Raw genomic sequence first — 16,000 nt, 5'->3', positions numbered from 1 at the left:
CACCTTATAAAGGTTTATTAGATAAATGGGAAGTAGAACCGTATTGCGAGCTGAAAATTATGTATTTACTGAAGATGATTAAAAAACGTCAGGCATAAAAAAGGAAGCCGAAGCTTCCTTATTATGGTTTTTTGATTGTTTTTACTTCTTCAGTAGGAAGTTAACCAACTCAAAGTACTCGTCTAGGCTGTTGATGCCTTGTGCTTCTACTAGGTAGCGGTTGTTTACTACTACAGCCGGTACGCCTGAAAGGCCGCTGTCTTTGAATGCTTTGTCGAAACGACGAACCATTGAATCTACCGCGAAGCCATTGTATGCCGCATCAAACTTCTTAGCATCAACACCTTCGTCTAGGAAGATTTGACGTAGTTCTGCTTCATCACGTGGTGGCTTGTTCATGTTGTGAATGCGGTTAAACATCACTGGCACCATCTTGTCTTCAACCTTCAGTGCAATCATGGTCGCGTAAGCCTTGCTCATTGGCAGGCCCATGTTGCCACCCATGAATGAAACGTGGTTCTTCTGTAACTTAGCGTCAGCAGGTAGCTGTTGTTTTAGCTGCTGGATGATAGGTTCAAAGCTATTACAGTGAGGGCAGTAGAAAGAGAAGAACTCTGTCACTACTGGCTTCTTTGATGCTTCTAGATTGAGAACTTTGTAGTGCTCACCTTCGTTAAATTTCGCAGCGTGAGCTGAAAGGCTCAACATGATCAATGAGAAAAATGCGAATAGCTTTTTCATTTATCCAATCTCCATTATGTTTGAATTTTTATCTAGTTGTATGTTGCGATTGCGGTTACCACTGAGGCATTAACGAAAGTGGTGGCTCTTGCAGGGTAGCAATTTGCTCTTTACAAGCAAGTACTTGTTGCTCCCAATATTTCGGATCATTAAACCACGGAAAGGCCAAAGGAAACGCCGGATCGTGCCATCGCTTCGCTAACCATGCCATGTAATGCACCATACGTAGACCGCGTAGTGGTTCGATTAGTTTCAGTTGCGAGGTATTAAAATCGCAAAACTCTTGATAACTCTCTAGCAGAATATCGAGTTGCATCAGTTTATCTTGGCGTTCACCGTTGAGCAGCATCCATAGATCTTGTATCGCAGGGCCATTACGTGCGTCATCAAGATCAACGAACATTGGCCCGTCACGCCATAGAATATTGCCTGGGTGGCAATCACCATGCAGGCGGATATTTTCAATATTACTCGGCCATTGGCTCTCTAACTCTTTAATCAGAAGGTCGACGTCATTGAAGAACGCGTTCTCTAGGTGAGTCGGGATAAACTGAGAGTTTTCTAATATCTTACGTGGTTGATACAGATACTCATCTAGGCTGATGGTTGGGCGATGTTGGAAGGTTCTTCCTGTGCTCGCTTTGTGAATTCGGCCTAGGAAGCGTCCTACACCTTCTAGTTGGTCTAGGTTATCCACTTCATATTGGCGACCGCCAACGCTTTCGAACAACGCAAACAGGTAGCCTTGATATTCATGTAGGGTTTCACCGTTGACGCGCATTGGCGGAGCGACGGGCATTTCCTGCTCGATCAACTCAAGTGCGAAGTCGTGCTCTTCTTGGATCTGCTCTTTGTTCCAACGCTGCGGGCGATAAAACTTAACGACGTAGCGTTTTCGGTCTTCATCGGTGAATTGATAGACCCGGTTTTCGTAACTGTTGAGAGCGAGAAGCCCGGATTCAGCACGAACCCCAATACTCTCCAGTGCGTACCACATGAAGTCAGGGGTTAGGTTATCAAAGTTAAAGGCTTGCATCGTCATATAATAAAAAAGGCTCATTACTGAGCCTTTTTCCATTTATTGGGTGTTGTACCAATCGTGAGTGATTAGTATCAGAGTTTCTTGATAAAGCGGCTTTCTACTTCCATCGTAAACTCTTCATTATCCGAGAGTATAAACTGAATTGTCGAAACAGGTGAGCTCAGTTTTTCAGGGTCAGCACCCAAACTGATAGGTAGGTTCAAAACCTCGCCCGGATCGACAGTGATAGTTTGCTTACCGTACCAGATAGAACCCGGTAGCCCGCTTACATCGAGTTTGTATTCTTGTTCTTGTTGCGTTTTGTTGATCACTTTGAGGGTATAGGTATTTTCAACCAGTCCTTGGTTGTTGACTCTGAACAGCTGGTTTCTGTCGCGCAGTACGCTCAGACCCGCAGGATCAACACTCGCGATTTGCACGAAGAACAGACCTAGCATAAGAACTAAAATCGCCCCATAGCCTAGCAATTTAGGACGCATCACCTTGGTTGAATGTCCTTCAAGCCTGTGTTCAGTTGTGTAGTTGATCAGGCCTTTCTCATACCCCATTCGCTCCATAGTGTTGTCACAAGCATCAATACACGCACCACAGTTGATACATTCATATTGCAGGCCGTCACGGATATCAATCCCCGTCGGACACACTTGAACACACAGGTTGCAGTCAATGCAGTCACCTAGGCCAAGCTCTTTTGGATCGGCTTTACGAGAACGAGGACCGCGGCTCTCACCACGCTCAGTGTCGTAACCGACGATGAAGGTGTCTTTATCAAACATCGCGGATTGGAAGCGAGCGTAAGGACACATGTGCAGACACACAATCGAGCGCATCCAACCTGCATTCGCGTAGGTACAGCCTGCAAAGAACAATACCCAGAACACAGGCCAGAACGATGAGTTAAAGGTAAAGAAGCCAACTACTAACTCTTTGATTGGGATGAAGTAGCCAACAAAAGTTAAGCCGGTCGCAATGGCAATCGCCCACCATGCAATGTGTTTGAGGGTTTTTCTGACCATTAGATTGGTGGTCAGTTTTCCGGAATCTTGTTTTCTTCGCTTGTTAGCCGCGCCTTCAAGTTTCTCTTCAAACCAGATATACATGAAGGTCCACACGGTTTGAGGACAAAGGTAACCACACCAGACACGACCTAAAAAGGTGGTGATAAAAAACAGGCCGAACGCTGCAATCATGAAGAGGATCGCGAGCAGGGTCAGATCTTGTGGGTATAAGGTTGTGCCAAAGAAGTTGAACTGTTGGCTGCCGATATCGAGCAAGATCGCTTGTCGCTCACCAAATGGGATCCACGGAATAAGTGCAAAAAGTAAAAGTAAGAACCAACCACCGTAACGGCGTAATTGTTGGAATTTACCTTTGCTTTCTCGAACGTAGATTCGGTTACTTGGGTTAAATCGATCTCCATTACCTTTATGTGTTTTCGGGTTAAAGGTTTTAGGAGTCACATCTTTGATATCGATTTTATCCTGACTCATGGACTATCCTTTTTGTGGCTGGTTTGCTCGGTTAAATCGAGCAAGACGACATTACTTTAAAGTGTGGTTTAGAGAACCTGTAGAAATTGAGCTTGATGCGTCAGTTGATACCGCACTTACTCTTATTATTTTAGAAGATTCTTATGGGTGGCGATTATAGCGACAATCTTGTTCTCATTTCTTTAACGCTATCAACCTTTAACAACAAAAGTCATAACAGTTGTGACGAAAAAATAGCGAACAGAAACAAAAAAGCGACCGAGTGGTCGCTTTTTAAAATTGAGCATTTTATCTATACGGCAATTACGCTGTTGAGCATTGAGGTAATTATAGGATGCCGCGCGCTTTTAGAATTGCGGTTTTGAAATCATCTTCTTGGTCTTTTTTAAGACCCGGGATCATTTCATCTTTCTCGCTGTTGCGCATTTTTAGGTGATAGATAAGAACATCGTCAGTCAGTTCTTCAAGTTTACCTTCGTAGCCGGCTTCTTTTGATAGCTTGATGATGAACTCTAGCAAGTTAAGCTCTTGATCTTTCTGCCACTCAGGCTCCATCAGTTCCAGCAGTTCTTCTATGCGGTGACACTTCATACTTTATTCTCCACAAATTTTATAATGATTTGTGGCTAAGGTATCAAATCGGGTGGGGAATACCAATGTGTAAACTCATTTCGAGCAGGGAAATAAGCAAGAAAAAAGCGCAGTAAAAACTGCGCTTTTTGTTAAGCGGCTTTAATGACTTTTGTTGTAGTCGGTGCTAATAAAGCAGTCTTCTCAACTAAAGTCATTGTTGGAGCCAATTTCTTTGCCGTTGGAGCAGCAACAAAGCCACTACGACGACGCATCGCACTACGGTTGGTGTGCGAGAACCTGACAGCTGTTGGGCGCATTCATTTACCTAACGGTCAGGCATATCCATTGCCAATCTAATGGCCTGATTTACCATGAGGTCCGCCTCAATTTCTTGAAGAGTCGCTCGTCTGGCTTTCGCCAATCCGAATAATAAATCAGGATAATGATATGCATGCATATCAAGGCTTAGATTATCACTATCTAACTTATCGATCGACGCCTGAGTGATAAATAGACGATATTAGAGCTAAAATAGTGTGAGCAGTATATTTGAGTTTGAACCTCTTTCAGGCTTAAGATGATGCTTTAAAGGAGGTGCATATGTCGTTCTTAAAGAAAACGTTAGCAAGTTTTGGTATTGGGTCTGCCAAGGTGGATTCTGTATTGCAACAGGAAGTGCTTTATCCAGGGCAAAAGGCGAGCATTATTGTGCATGTGTATGGTGGCGCTCAACCACAGGAGATCGACAACATCGATCTCAATCTGTGCTGTCGTTATGTCAAAGAAGTCACCAGGAATTCGCAGAGACAAGAGGGCGGTCAAAAGCGTCGAATGCACCAGACATATTCGTTGGCCAAATGGAGCCTGCCGTATGCTTTTGTTATTCAGCCGGGTGAAACCCGTGATTTCGAGTGTGAGTTTGATGTTCCGTTGAATACCCCGGTGACGATCGGCGATTCAAAAGTATGGCTTGAAACCGGATTAGACATTGCGATGGCGATTGACCCATCGGATAAGGATATTTTAACGGTTCGCCCTGATGCACTTCTTGATGGTATTTTTAATGAACTAGAAGCTCAAGGTCTACGCATTCGCCAAGTTGAGTGTGAAGCGGTAGAGGGCTTTGAACTGCCATTTGTTCAAGAGTTTGAGTTTGTTCCTACCACTGGCCCATATCATGGTCGCTGGCGTGAATTGGAAGTGGTGGCTCATCGTGATGAAACCGAGCTTAAGTTGTGGTTTGAGATAGACCGTAATCGCGATGGTGCAAAAGGCATGTTGGCGAGCTTATTAGGCATTGGCCAGCTGCAGCGTCAATTGAGTGTACCATTGGATACGTCACCACAAGATGCAGGCAAGATGGTGCTTGATTATCTAGACAACGCTTCTTAGTTAGCTCTTTGGTTCTTTAGCTTTAGAGAACTTAGCTTCATCACACTGTTTAGGCGTTATTAATGCCATAAAAGATGTCATAAAAATTTAAGCTTACACGTGTAAGCTTAATGTGCAATACTAGGCAAATCGAACATTTACTCTAGTAGGATAATCATGTCTGCATCATCGGCGAGCGAATACAGTGACATCGAAGAACGCGCCAATGCGATAACCCATGGCTTGGGTGTTGTGCTTGGCGTGGTTGGTTTAATCCTGCTACTGATTCGTGCGTTTGACCATCAAGCCGACATGCTGACTATTGCGAGCATGGCGGTGTATGGCAGCAGTATTATCCTACTTTTCCTTGCTTCCACGCTTTATCACTCGATCACCACAGAAAAGACTAAACGCCTACTGAAAACCCTCGATCACTGTGCGATCTACTTACTGATCGCGGGCAGTTACACGCCATTTTTATTGGTAAGTTTAAGAACACCATTAGCGATGGGCTTGATGGCGGTGATTTGGGGAATCGCGTTGGTGGGCATCATTATGAAGATTGCCTTCGTCTACCGATTTAAGCGGTTGTCACTGGTGACTTACTTGGCGATGGGTTGGTTGTCATTGATTGTGGTGTATCAACTGGCAATGAATATCGAGATGGGTGGTTTAGTGCTACTAGCACTCGGTGGTGTGATTTACTCGCTGGGTGTGATTTTCTATGTGGCAAAACGCATCCCTTACAATCATGCCATCTGGCACTTGTTTGTGTTGGCGGGCTGCGCTTGCCATTTCTTCGCTATCTATCTGTATGTGACTCCGGTTTAACGAGTCAGCACTTCAACGATTTCAGCTTTGATTTGGTACTCAGGGTACTGTTCAACTGCTAGCTTGATAGAAGTACCTTCGGCATCTGTTTTTGGTCGAAGGTAGGTATCTGCCATACGCTTAATTGATTTCCAAACGGCTACGGTTTTCTCTTCTAACAATTCACCGCTCGCTGAATACAGACCGAGTTTTACCGACACTAAGATCACGGCTTGTGTGCTTTGGTTGGTAATCGCGGTTGGGATAATCAGCTCACCATCTTCATAGTGACTCGCGCCTAGCACTACATCAACCCCTGATTGCGATAGCTGTAAGCTTGGCTTTTTGCTATCAACGACAATCGTTGTACCACGCACGTTGGTCGCAACTGGAACTGCCACAACAGGCGCTGCTGCGACAGGTACGGCGATCTCTGATGTTGTCGCTACTTCCTCCGCTTGCTTCTCTGCCACGTACTGCCAAGTAAAGTCATCTTTCAGCAGTATCTGTTTTCCATCTTGAAGAGTTACCATTTGGTCGGCGAAGGCTGAACTGCTTAGCAGTGCGCTTGCGATAAGTAGGTATGATTTCATCTCTGTTTCCTTAAATATTCGTGCAATTAGCGTCGCCAGAAGGCTGGGAAGAATAGAACGATCAGCGTCAGTATCTCAAGCCTTCCCATCAACATACCAAGGCTTAATAACCACTTAGCGGCGTCTGGTAGGGGAGCAAAGTTACCTGTCGGGCCAATCACGCTGCCCATACCCGGGCCAACATTAGCTACCGCGGTAATAGCGCCTGAGATACTGGTGATTGGGTCTAAACCCATCGCACTCAAACCACCAGCGATTAAGATGATCGTAATAAAGAACATCAAACCAAACGCTACCAACGAACGCACGATGTCGTCGCTTACAGGGCGTTGATTATAGCGTTGAACAAATACGCCTGATGGGTGAATCAGCTTCATCATCTGTTTGTGAAGCATAGTCATCGCTATCTGGAAGCGGAAGATTTTGATACCACCAGAAGTTGAACCAGAACAAGCACCAGCCATCATCAGGAAGGCAAACAAAGTGGTTGGTAGAGCGCCCCACGCTGTGAAGTCTTCCAAGCCAAAGCCTGTGGTTGTTACAACCGACACGATGTTGAACATCGAGACACGTAGTGCATCCAATACTGTGTAGCCATCTCTAACCACCAGCCACGTGGAGATCACAGCACTGGTGACTAAGAATAGGTAAGCGAAGCCTCTCACTTGGGCATCTTTGTAGAGGATAGAGAGCTTTCTACCGCGCAGTGCACTGACAAAGAGTAGGAATGGTAGGCCACCTAAGAACATGAACACGGTGCCCACCCAATGAGCGCTGTTCGAGAAGTGGTTCATTGAGCCATCTGAGGTTGAGTAACCGCCTGTAGAAAGCGTAGTGAATGAGTGGTTAATGGCGTCAAACACGCTCATTCCTGCAAACAGGTAGCTCACCAAGCACAAGCCAGTTAATACCAGATAAACCGCTACAATGTTCTTGGCGACGGTTTTTGCTCTTGGGCTGCTTTTATCTGACCAATCGGATGATTCCGTTTGGAAGAGGCGCATACCACCGACGTTGAGCATTGGCAGTACCGCTACCGCCATTACGATGAAGCCGATGCCACCTAACCATTGCAAGATTGAACGCCACAGCAGAATGCTTGGTGCCATGCTGTCTAAGCCGCTTAATACGGTCGAGCCTGTCGTGGTGATACCAGACATGGTTTCAAAGTAGGCGTCCGTGAAGCTGATATGGTTGATGAACACAAATGGCAGTGCGGCGAAGGCACTGGCTATTGTCCACACTAGGGAGGTAATCAGGAACATGTCCCGCACCCCAAGTCGGAACTTAGCTGAACGGCCTAAACTCAAGCAGATGAACGCGACGATGTGCGTGATCACTACCGATTGACCAAACTCGAGGAAGCCACCGGTGCCAGTAAAGAAGGCTACCAATGTGGGGATGTACATGAAAAGGGCGAGTTTTGATAACACTAACCCTATCACTAATAATATCGGACGAAAGTTGACCATAGCTTAATAGACCATCGCTTTGTGTCGGAGCTTCGTTCTCACATTAGAAGGTTGCGAGAAGAAGCTTACGAGAACAAGGCTATAAGAAGAACGGGCTCGGTTGGAATAGAGACTCAACATCAGGTACGTATTTCTTGTCCACTAGGAACATCACTACGTGGTCATCCTGTTCGATTACGGTTCTATCGTGCGCGATAAGTACCTCTTCCCCGCGAACAATCGCACCAATAGTGGTGCCCGGTGGTAGTTTGATGTCGCCAATTGCTCGGCCCACGACCTTCGATGTGGTTTCGTCACCGTGAGCAATGGCTTCGATAGCCTCTGCAGCGCCGCGACGTAGAGATGATACGTTAACAATATCTGCACGACGAACGTGAGTAAGCAGCGCAGAAATGGTCGCTTGCTGTGGAGAGATCGCAATATCAATCACACCACCCTGCACAAGGTCGACGTAAGCACCACGTTGAATTAGTACCATTACCTTCTTGGCGCCCATGCGCTTAGCCAGCATCGCAGACATGATGTTGGTTTCATCTTCATTGGTTAGGGCGATGAACACATCAACTTGATCGATGTTCTCTTCGGTTAGCAGCTCTTGGTCTGCCGCATCACCACAGAATACGATGGTGTTTTCTAATTCTTCCGACAGCTTCTCTGCTCGTGTGTAGCTGCGCTCGATAAGCTTGATGCTGTAGCTCTGCTCAAGGCGTTTCGCCAAGCTTGCACCAATGTTACCACCACCGACAATCATGATGCGGCGGTATGGTTTCTCTAGGCGTTGCAGTTCACTCATTACTGAGCGGATGTGGTTACTTGCCGCTACAAAGAACACTTCATCATCAGCTTCAATGATGGTGGTGCCTTGCGGGCGAATAGGGCGACCTTGACGGAAGATAGCTGCAACACGAGTATCGATGTGTGGCATGTGCTCACGCAAAGCAGACAGTGCATTACCAACCAGTGGACCACCGTAGTAGGCTTTTACTGCCACCAGGCTCACTTTCTGTTCTGCAAAGCTCACTACTTGTAGTGCACCTGGATATTGGATCAAACGTTCGATGTAGCTGGTCACCAGCTCTTCCGGTGCGATCAAGTGATCAACCGGGATAGCACCTGATTTGAACAGTGCTTCTTTCTCTTCTAAATATTGTGGAGAACGAATACGGGCAATTCGGTTTGGCGTGTTGAAAAGAGAGAAGGCAACCTGACATGCGGCCATGTTGGTTTCATCCATGTTGGTTACGGCAACCAACATGTCGGCATCTTGTGCACCCGCTTCACGTAGTGTGTTCGGGTGGCTGGCATAGCCGTTTACAACCCTAAGGTCATATTTGTCTTGAAGTTCACGCAGTCGGTCGGCATTACGGTCGACGATCGTGATGTCATTGTTTTCACCTACTAGGTTTTCAGCAAGGGTACCGCCTACTTGTCCAGCACCTAGGATAATGATCTTCATAGCCTTTCTCTTATTTTTGCCTTTGTAATTCTAGTGATTTCATTTTGCTTCGATAATGCACTAGAAAGAAACAGCGGCTAAGAAATAAATTCTTAGCCGCTGTTAGTTGTTATGCCTGTTTTACTAGAACTGCGTAGTAGAAGCCATCCATATCTTCTTCACCAGGTAGTATTTGACGACCCGGATTTTCGATATCAGACCCAACTAGCGTTGCATTTTTGGTACGTTCTAGGAAAGCTTTCACTTGCAGAACGTTCTCTTGCGGTGTGATAGAACATGTCGCGTAAACCATGGTGCCGCCTTCTTTCAACTGACGCCACATTGCATCCATGATCTCACTTTGTAGCTCAGCGAGTGCATCAATATCAGATGCACGGCGTAGCCACTTGATGTCAGGGTGACGGCGGATTACACCTGTCGCTGAACAAGGCGCATCAAGTAGGATACGGTCGAACTTATCGCCCATCCACCACTCTTCAGGGTAGCGAGCGTCGCCACAAATTACGTCGGCACGCAGTTGTAGGCGTTCAAGGTTATCGTAAACACGGTCTAGGCGTTTAATATCACAGTCAATAGCAACCACTTCAGTGTCATTGGTGTGCTCAAGAATGTGTGCGGTTTTACCGCCTGGCGCTGCACAACAATCTAGGATTAGTTCACCATCTTTTGGTGTTAGGTAATCTACAGAAAGCTGAGCCGCTGCATCTTGTACTGATACCCAACCTCTGTCGAAGCCCGGTAGTAAAGTCACATCGCAAGGTGCCGCTAATTTTATGGCATCCGCCGCTTCTGGGTGCAGTGTGTATTCAATGTTTTCGTTTTTAAGCAGTTCAACATACTCGTCACGCGTGTGGTGTTGGCGGTTTACGCGCAACCACATTGGTGCCTTGCTGTTGTTTGCTTCAACCAGTTGCTCCCATTGATCTGGGTAGCTCTCTTGAAGCATTTTTAGAATCCAGCTTGGGTGGCCATATTTGCCCGCATTGTGGCTAACCGCTTTTTCATCCAGCTCTTCTTGGTCACGTAGATAGCTACGCAATACCGCGTTGATCAAACCACTTAGGCTTGGTCCACGCAGTGTTTTGGTGCCCTCAACGGTTTCCGCAACGGCAGCGTGCGAAGGAATGCGCATGAAGCTCAGTTGGTAAATGCCTACCAAAATAAGGTGGTGGAATACACGCTTTTTACCTTTAAGCGGGTTTTCCATCAGTTCGTTAGCGATTGACTCTAAACGAGGCAGGTAACGAAGTGCGCCGTAGCAAATCTCTTGCAATAGAGCGTGGTCTCGCGGGCGGATCGTTTTTTGAGCCGCAGGGAGAGCGTGTGAAAGAGAGTGGCCTTTATCGACAACTTGGAATAGGACATTTGCAGCAGCAGCGCGAACATTCATGAGGGGTACCGAATATTTATTTGAATACATGAGGGCATCTCTGCCCTCGTAAAGGTTTTCTAAGCTGCGCTTATGGCAGCTTTAAAAGCGGTTAAGAAAGTTGAGTTCCAACTTCAAACCAGCTTGCACGAGAGTTCAAGATATCCTGAACTGACATGGCTTTTTTACCTGGTACTTGCAGCTGTTCAAGAACAAGTACACCTTGTCCTGTCGCTACATAGATACCCGTTTTATCCGCTTGCAGAATGGTACCTGCAGGCTTATTAGTGGTTTGCTCTGCCACACGGCTTTGCCATACTTTGATGCTGTTTTCCGCAGCTTCAAAGTGGCTCATTGGCCATGGGTTGAAAGCACGAACGCAGCGCTCAATATGAGCCGCGTCATCACTCCAGTTGATACGCGCTTCTTCTTTACTTAGCTTCTTCGCGTAGTTAGCAAGTTCGTCGTCTTGCTTTTCAGCCACCGCTTTACCAGAAGCGATGTCAGACAAACACTCAACAAGCGCATCAGGGCCAAGGCCAGCTAGCTTTTCATACATTGAAGCACTGGTATCTGTCGCTTCAATTGGTAGCGTTGCGATGCTTAGCATGTCACCAGTATCAAGGCCTATATCCATCTGCATGATCGTTACGCCTGTCTCTTTATCACCTGCCCAAATAGAGCGTTGGATAGGAGCAGCACCACGCCAGCGCGGCAAGATAGAACCATGCACATTGATACAACCTAAGCGAGGTGTATCTAAAACCACTTGTGGAAGCAATAAGCCGTACGCTACAACAACCATGATGTCAGCATTCAAATCCGCTAGCTCTTGCTTAGCTTCATCTGACTTGAAGTTTTCTGGTTGGTAAACCGGAATGTTGTTTTCAAGTGCGATGTTTTTTACTGGGCTCGCAGTCAGTTTTTTACCGCGGCCTGCTGGACGATCTGGCTGTGTGTAAACAGCAATAACTTCATGCTCCGAAGACAACAACGCCGCCAAGTGACGGGCGGCGAAATCCGGAGTACCTGCGAAGACAATTCTTAAAGACTGACTCAAGGTAGGCTTCCTTCTAATTTAGTAATTGCAGCGGTGATTAACCCTGTTTCTCGTTGAAACGTTTAATTTTCGCTAGCTTATCTTGGATACGTTTACGCTTTAGTGGCGATAGGTAATCAACAAACAACTTGCCTTCTAGGTGGTCAAGTTCGTGCTGAACACAGATAGCCAGAAGGTCATCAGCATCGAATGTGAATTCGTTGCCGTCACGGTCTAATGCTTTAACCGTTACTTCTGCAGCGCGAGGTACTAGAGCTCGAGCGCCTGGTACAGATAGACAGCCTTCTTCGATACCATCTTCGCCGCGCTTTTCGGTGATTTCAGGGTTGATCAGAACCATAGGCTCATCACGCGTCTCTGAAATATCGATAACAACGATGCGTTGGTGGAAATCTACTTGCGTTGCCGCAAGGCCGATACCTTCTTCGTCGTACATGGTTTCAATCATGTCATCAACGAACTTTTGAATCTCTGGGGTAACTTCTTTTACCGGTTTCGCCACGGTACGTAGACGATCATCTGGTAATGTTAATACTTGTAATACAGACATATACACTCGAAATATTGAACTGTGCCGAAACAGCTTAAACCTTGTTGGCTCAATTCTAGACATTTTAGAGGTCAAATGACAGCATCCTGAAGGTAATTCTCCAATCAGATGTCATATATTCAGACCAAGGAACCTAGGTCATGCGTCATTTATTCCCTGCTTTATCTCTTATTTTTGCCTCGATTTCGTTCGCCGCTACGGCTGAAAATAGTGAGCAACCTTTAACCATTAAAAAGGGCGCACCCGAGGCGTATGTCGTGGTTAAGGGCGATACTTTGTGGGATATCTCTGCGATGTATCTCGATAGCCCATGGCTGTGGCCAAGGTTATGGCAGGTGAATCCAGAGATAGAAAACCCTCATCTTATTTATCCCGGAGATAAACTGTCTTTGGTTTGGATTAATGGCGAGCCTGTATTAAGCCTCAAACCCGTTATCAAACTTAGCCCTAAGATTCGTGTCTCTGAGAAAAAAGCAGTACCTACCGTCAACGAGGGGCTGGTTTTACCGTATTTACAGTCTGATCGCTTGGTAGAGCAGCAAGATATCGAATCGGCACAGCGAGTACTAGGAACCAGTGATGGCAAACGTTTCTTATCGGGTGCAGACCGGTTATTCATATCAGGTACCCAACAGCATCAAAAGTGGGGCATCTACCGCGCCGTTGAAACCTACCAACGGCAGCAACCCCAAGCGAATATTACCTCGTTGCGTTTGGTTGCCACTGCGCGCTTAAAAGAGGTGGATGCTGAGTTCAGCAGCTTGCAGATAGAGACTCAGCTGCAAGAAGTACTGCTCAACGACCTTGTGCTACCTGAACTTGGTGTTGATCAGGTGAAGCTCTCTACTACGTTTTATCCTGCACCTAGTGCGGCGGGTCAATTTGCTAATATCTTGGGCTCATTAGATGGCAGCCAATACAGCGCGAAGAATCAGGTGGTAGTGATCAACAAAGGTTCACAGGATAACCTTCGCCAAGGTTCTATGTTTACCCTCAGCGAAAGCGGTGCTGTGGTGTTTGGTAAGCAGGGTGAGTACAGCTATAAAGAGTCGGCGGCAAGCGATAAAGTTCAGTTACCAAGCACCTCGCTGGGTAGCTTGATGGTTATTCGCCCTTATGAGTATTTTAGCCTCGCGTTGATTACTCAGAGCTCTAAGCCTGTTAGCAATGACATTCTGGCGGTATCGCCTTTGGATCTTGATTTGACGGAAGAGGTTAAGGGCACCGAGTGAATGAGCAACAACTGAGTGCTTGGCTAACTCTAAGTTTTGTTCCGCAATTGGGTGGCAAACGTCTCTCTCGCCTGCTGAGTATCGATTCCCCTTCGAACATAGTTGGCTACTCAAGTCAGCAGCTGCAAGCTATCGGTTTGTCAGCCAAGCAAATTTCTTATCTTAGAGAGCAAGCCCCACGAGAAGTGGAGGCTTGCTTAGCATGGCAAGCAAAACAGCCTAACCATCACATCATTACCCCGAATTGCTCACATTATCCCAAACTGCTCAATGAGATAGCTTCTGCGCCCAGTGTTCTTTTCGTTAAAGGACACGTTGAGAAGCTGATTGAACCTCAAATCGCGATGGTCGGCAGTCGCAATGCCAGTCTCGAAGGGCTGCAGACTGCGAAGTCCTTCGCCAAAGAGTTCGTCCAAAATGGCTTGATTGTCACCAGTGGTTTAGCTTTAGGCATCGATGGTTACGCTCATGATGGTGCCCTGGATAGGGGAGGAGAAACTTTTGCAGTGTTAGGTTCTGGTTTGGACTCCATTTATCCTGCGCGGCACAGAAACTTAGCCGATAGGATCTGTGAAAATGGCGCACTTATTTCAGAGTTTCGCCCATGTGCGAAACCACGACCTGAACATTTCCCTCGTCGTAACCGTATTATAAGTGGCTTGTCGTTAGGCACTTTAGTGGTGGAAGCGGCTGAGAAGAGTGGTTCTTTGATTACGGCTCGCTATGCGATGGAGCAAGGGAGAGAGGTGTTTGCGCTGCCCGGTTCAATTCATAGCCCAACCAGTCGCGGAGGTAACAGTCTCATTAAAGTTGGAGCATGTTTAGTGCAAAATGCTCAAGATGTTCTGATTGAAATAAAGAGTCTGTTAAACTGGTCTATAGATCAGCAGCCGAGCTTATTCGAACCTACGCAGAATGAGGGTGAAAATGAACAATTGCCATTTCCACAGCTGTTAGCTAACGTAGGATTAGAGGCGACACCCGTTGATATTTTGGCACAGAGAACCCATATACCTGTGCATGAAGTCATGATGCAGCTTTTAGAGCTTGAGCTCTCAGGGCATGTTGTTGCAGTTTCCGGTGGCTATATTCGAAAGGGGAGAGGCTAAGCTATGATGATGGACATACTGATGTACTTGTTTGAAACCTACATCCATAGCGATTCTGAATTGCAGGTGGATCAAGACGAACTTGAAGATGAGCTTCTTCGAGCAGGGTTTCACCAAGACGATATTTATAAGGCCCTCCATTGGTTAGAAGATCTTGCGGCACTGCAAGATACTGACAACCAAGCGGCGATTACTATGTGTTCCAACACCTCGATGCGTGTCTACACCAGTCGAGAGGTATCTCGTATTAATATGGAGTGTCGAGGTTTCTTACTTTTCCTAGAGCAGATCAACGTGCTCACGACAGAGATTCGTGAAATGGTGATTGATCGTGTGATGGGACTTGAGACAAACGAATTTGAATTGGATGATCTGAAATGGATTATCTTAATGGTGCTATTCAATGTACCGGGTAATGAAAGTGCTTACACGCAAATGGAAGAGCTGTTGTACACCAAAGAGCAAGGTATCTTGCATTAATACAGGCTTGTCATGAGTAGTAAGATTGATAATCAGCTTTTTTCAGCACATGAACATGCGCTAGAGCATGAACCATGTCCACAGTGTGGTGGGGAGCTTCAGCTTCGCCATGGTAAGCACGGCCCATTTTTAGGCTGTAAGCAGTATCCGAGCTGTGATTATATCAAACCTCTCCATCAAAATGATGGTCATGTGGTGAAAGAGCTGGGTGTACCGTGTCCTAAATGCCAAAACGAATTGGTACTAAGACAAGGTCGTTTTGGGATGTTTATTGGTTGTAGCAACTATCCAGAGTGTAATCACATCGAATCTTTGGACCAACCAAAAGAACAACCTGAAGAGCAGCCGCTGATTGCATGCCCTGAGTGTGGTAGAGGCCACTTGGTTGAGCGTAAATCTCGCTATGGCAAGACCTTCTACGCGTGTGATAACTACCCCAAGTGTAAGTTTGCCATTAATCAGCCTCCTGTTATTGGCTGCTGTGAAGAGTGCCAGTTTCCGCTGTTGATGGAGAAGAAAACAGCCAGTGGTACCAAGAAGCAATGTGCAGATCGCAAGTGTCATCACATTCAATCTCAGTAGTCATGCTAATCACAGTAAGTGAGTGACCAGAAATAAAAAACGGCGCTCAATGAGCGCCGTTTCTATATCC

The 16,000-nt window shown here is 46.3% G+C and carries 17 protein-coding genes; 6 read left to right on the top strand and 11 right to left on the bottom strand.

Annotated elements, in window-relative coordinates; translation table 11 throughout:
• Positions 1–141: 141 nt before the first annotated feature.
• The 5 genes from OCV12_RS16050 to OCV12_RS16030 all read right to left on the bottom strand — a co-directional run bounded on the left by OCV12_RS16050 (position 142) and on the right by OCV12_RS16030 (position 4,163).
• Positions 142–741 (bottom strand): thiol:disulfide interchange protein DsbA/DsbL, encoded by a 600-nt coding sequence (locus OCV12_RS16050; RefSeq protein WP_261885047.1) that lies wholly within the window; start codon positions 739–741, stop codon positions 142–144.
• Between the two features lie 55 nt (positions 742–796).
• Positions 797–1,783 (bottom strand): serine/threonine protein kinase, encoded by a 987-nt coding sequence (locus tag OCV12_RS16045; RefSeq protein WP_261885967.1) that lies wholly within the window; start codon positions 1,781–1,783, stop codon positions 797–799.
• Positions 1,784–1,854: 71 nt separating this feature from the next.
• Positions 1,855–3,273, bottom strand: coding sequence for a cytochrome c oxidase accessory protein CcoG (gene ccoG / locus OCV12_RS16040; RefSeq protein ID WP_261885046.1), 1,419 nt, complete (start codon positions 3,271–3,273; stop codon positions 1,855–1,857).
• Positions 3,274–3,600: 327 nt separating this feature from the next.
• Entirely contained in the window at positions 3,601–3,864 is a 264-nt protein-coding gene (locus OCV12_RS16035) for a YihD family protein (protein ID WP_010433308.1), read from the bottom strand.
• A 131-nt stretch (positions 3,865–3,995) separates the two neighbouring features.
• Complete coding sequence (locus tag OCV12_RS16030; RefSeq protein ID WP_004739323.1) at positions 3,996–4,163, bottom strand: hypothetical protein; 168 nt, start codon at positions 4,161–4,163, stop codon at positions 3,996–3,998.
• A 283-nt stretch (positions 4,164–4,446) separates the two neighbouring features.
• Between OCV12_RS16030 and OCV12_RS16025 the strand changes: the two genes are divergently transcribed.
• Both OCV12_RS16025 and trhA read left to right on the top strand, forming a co-directional pair.
• Entirely contained in the window at positions 4,447–5,238 is a 792-nt protein-coding gene (locus OCV12_RS16025; RefSeq protein ID WP_261885045.1) for a sporulation protein, read from the top strand.
• 156 nt (positions 5,239–5,394) lie between these two features.
• The gene (gene trhA, locus OCV12_RS16020; protein WP_019820279.1) at positions 5,395–6,048 is read left to right on the top strand and encodes a PAQR family membrane homeostasis protein TrhA; all 654 of its coding nucleotides are present in this window, start codon (positions 5,395–5,397) and stop codon (positions 6,046–6,048) included.
• On the opposite strand, the gene OCV12_RS16015 is transcribed toward trhA, so the two are convergent.
• The 6 genes from OCV12_RS16015 to def all read right to left on the bottom strand — a co-directional run bounded on the left by OCV12_RS16015 (position 6,045) and on the right by def (position 12,527).
• On the bottom strand, positions 6,045–6,620 hold the full coding sequence (locus OCV12_RS16015; RefSeq protein WP_261885044.1) for a DUF3157 family protein: 576 nt from the start codon (positions 6,618–6,620) through the stop codon (positions 6,045–6,047). The genes trhA and OCV12_RS16015 overlap by 4 nt on opposite strands.
• A 26-nt stretch (positions 6,621–6,646) precedes the next feature.
• Entirely contained in the window at positions 6,647–8,092 is a 1,446-nt protein-coding gene (locus OCV12_RS16010; RefSeq protein ID WP_026084319.1) for a TrkH family potassium uptake protein, read from the bottom strand.
• Positions 8,093–8,171: 79 nt separating this feature from the next.
• Entirely contained in the window at positions 8,172–9,548 is a 1,377-nt protein-coding gene (gene trkA, locus OCV12_RS16005) for a Trk system potassium transporter TrkA (protein ID WP_004735766.1), read from the bottom strand.
• Between the two features lie 109 nt (positions 9,549–9,657).
• Positions 9,658–10,938 (bottom strand): 16S rRNA (cytosine(967)-C(5))-methyltransferase RsmB, encoded by a 1,281-nt coding sequence (gene rsmB, locus OCV12_RS16000; RefSeq protein WP_261885043.1) that lies wholly within the window; start codon positions 10,936–10,938, stop codon positions 9,658–9,660.
• A gap of 91 nt (positions 10,939–11,029) precedes the next feature.
• On the bottom strand, positions 11,030–11,977 hold the full coding sequence (gene fmt / locus OCV12_RS15995; protein WP_261885042.1) for a methionyl-tRNA formyltransferase: 948 nt from the start codon (positions 11,975–11,977) through the stop codon (positions 11,030–11,032).
• Between the two features lie 37 nt (positions 11,978–12,014).
• Positions 12,015–12,527, bottom strand: a complete 513-nt coding sequence (gene def / locus OCV12_RS15990; RefSeq protein WP_017058772.1) for a peptide deformylase — start codon at positions 12,525–12,527, stop codon at positions 12,015–12,017.
• 140 nt (positions 12,528–12,667) lie between these two features.
• Here def and OCV12_RS15985 point away from each other — a divergent pair, with 140 nt between their 5' ends.
• Genes OCV12_RS15985 through OCV12_RS15970 form a run of 4 tightly spaced genes read left to right on the top strand, consistent with a single transcriptional unit; the run spans position 12,668 to position 15,930 of the window.
• Positions 12,668–13,759, top strand: coding sequence for a LysM peptidoglycan-binding domain-containing protein (locus OCV12_RS15985; protein ID WP_261885041.1), 1,092 nt, complete (start codon positions 12,668–12,670; stop codon positions 13,757–13,759).
• Positions 13,756–14,868, top strand: coding sequence for a DNA-processing protein DprA (gene dprA / locus OCV12_RS15980; RefSeq protein ID WP_261885040.1), 1,113 nt, complete (start codon positions 13,756–13,758; stop codon positions 14,866–14,868). Before OCV12_RS15985 ends, dprA begins: the two co-directional genes overlap by 4 nt.
• 3 nt (positions 14,869–14,871) lie before the next feature.
• Positions 14,872–15,348 (top strand): DUF494 family protein, encoded by a 477-nt coding sequence (locus tag OCV12_RS15975; protein WP_048657837.1) that lies wholly within the window; start codon positions 14,872–14,874, stop codon positions 15,346–15,348.
• 12 nt (positions 15,349–15,360) lie between these two features.
• On the top strand, positions 15,361–15,930 hold the full coding sequence (locus OCV12_RS15970) for a DNA topoisomerase family protein (protein WP_261885039.1): 570 nt from the start codon (positions 15,361–15,363) through the stop codon (positions 15,928–15,930).
• The last annotated feature ends 70 nt before the right edge of the window (positions 15,931–16,000 follow it).

Source organism: Vibrio pomeroyi (assembly GCF_024347595.1).
Taxonomy (GTDB): Bacteria; Pseudomonadota; Gammaproteobacteria; order Enterobacterales; family Vibrionaceae; genus Vibrio; species Vibrio pomeroyi.
The sequence above is the reverse complement of the archived record's forward strand: the minus strand, read 5'-3'. Positions and strand labels throughout refer to the sequence as shown.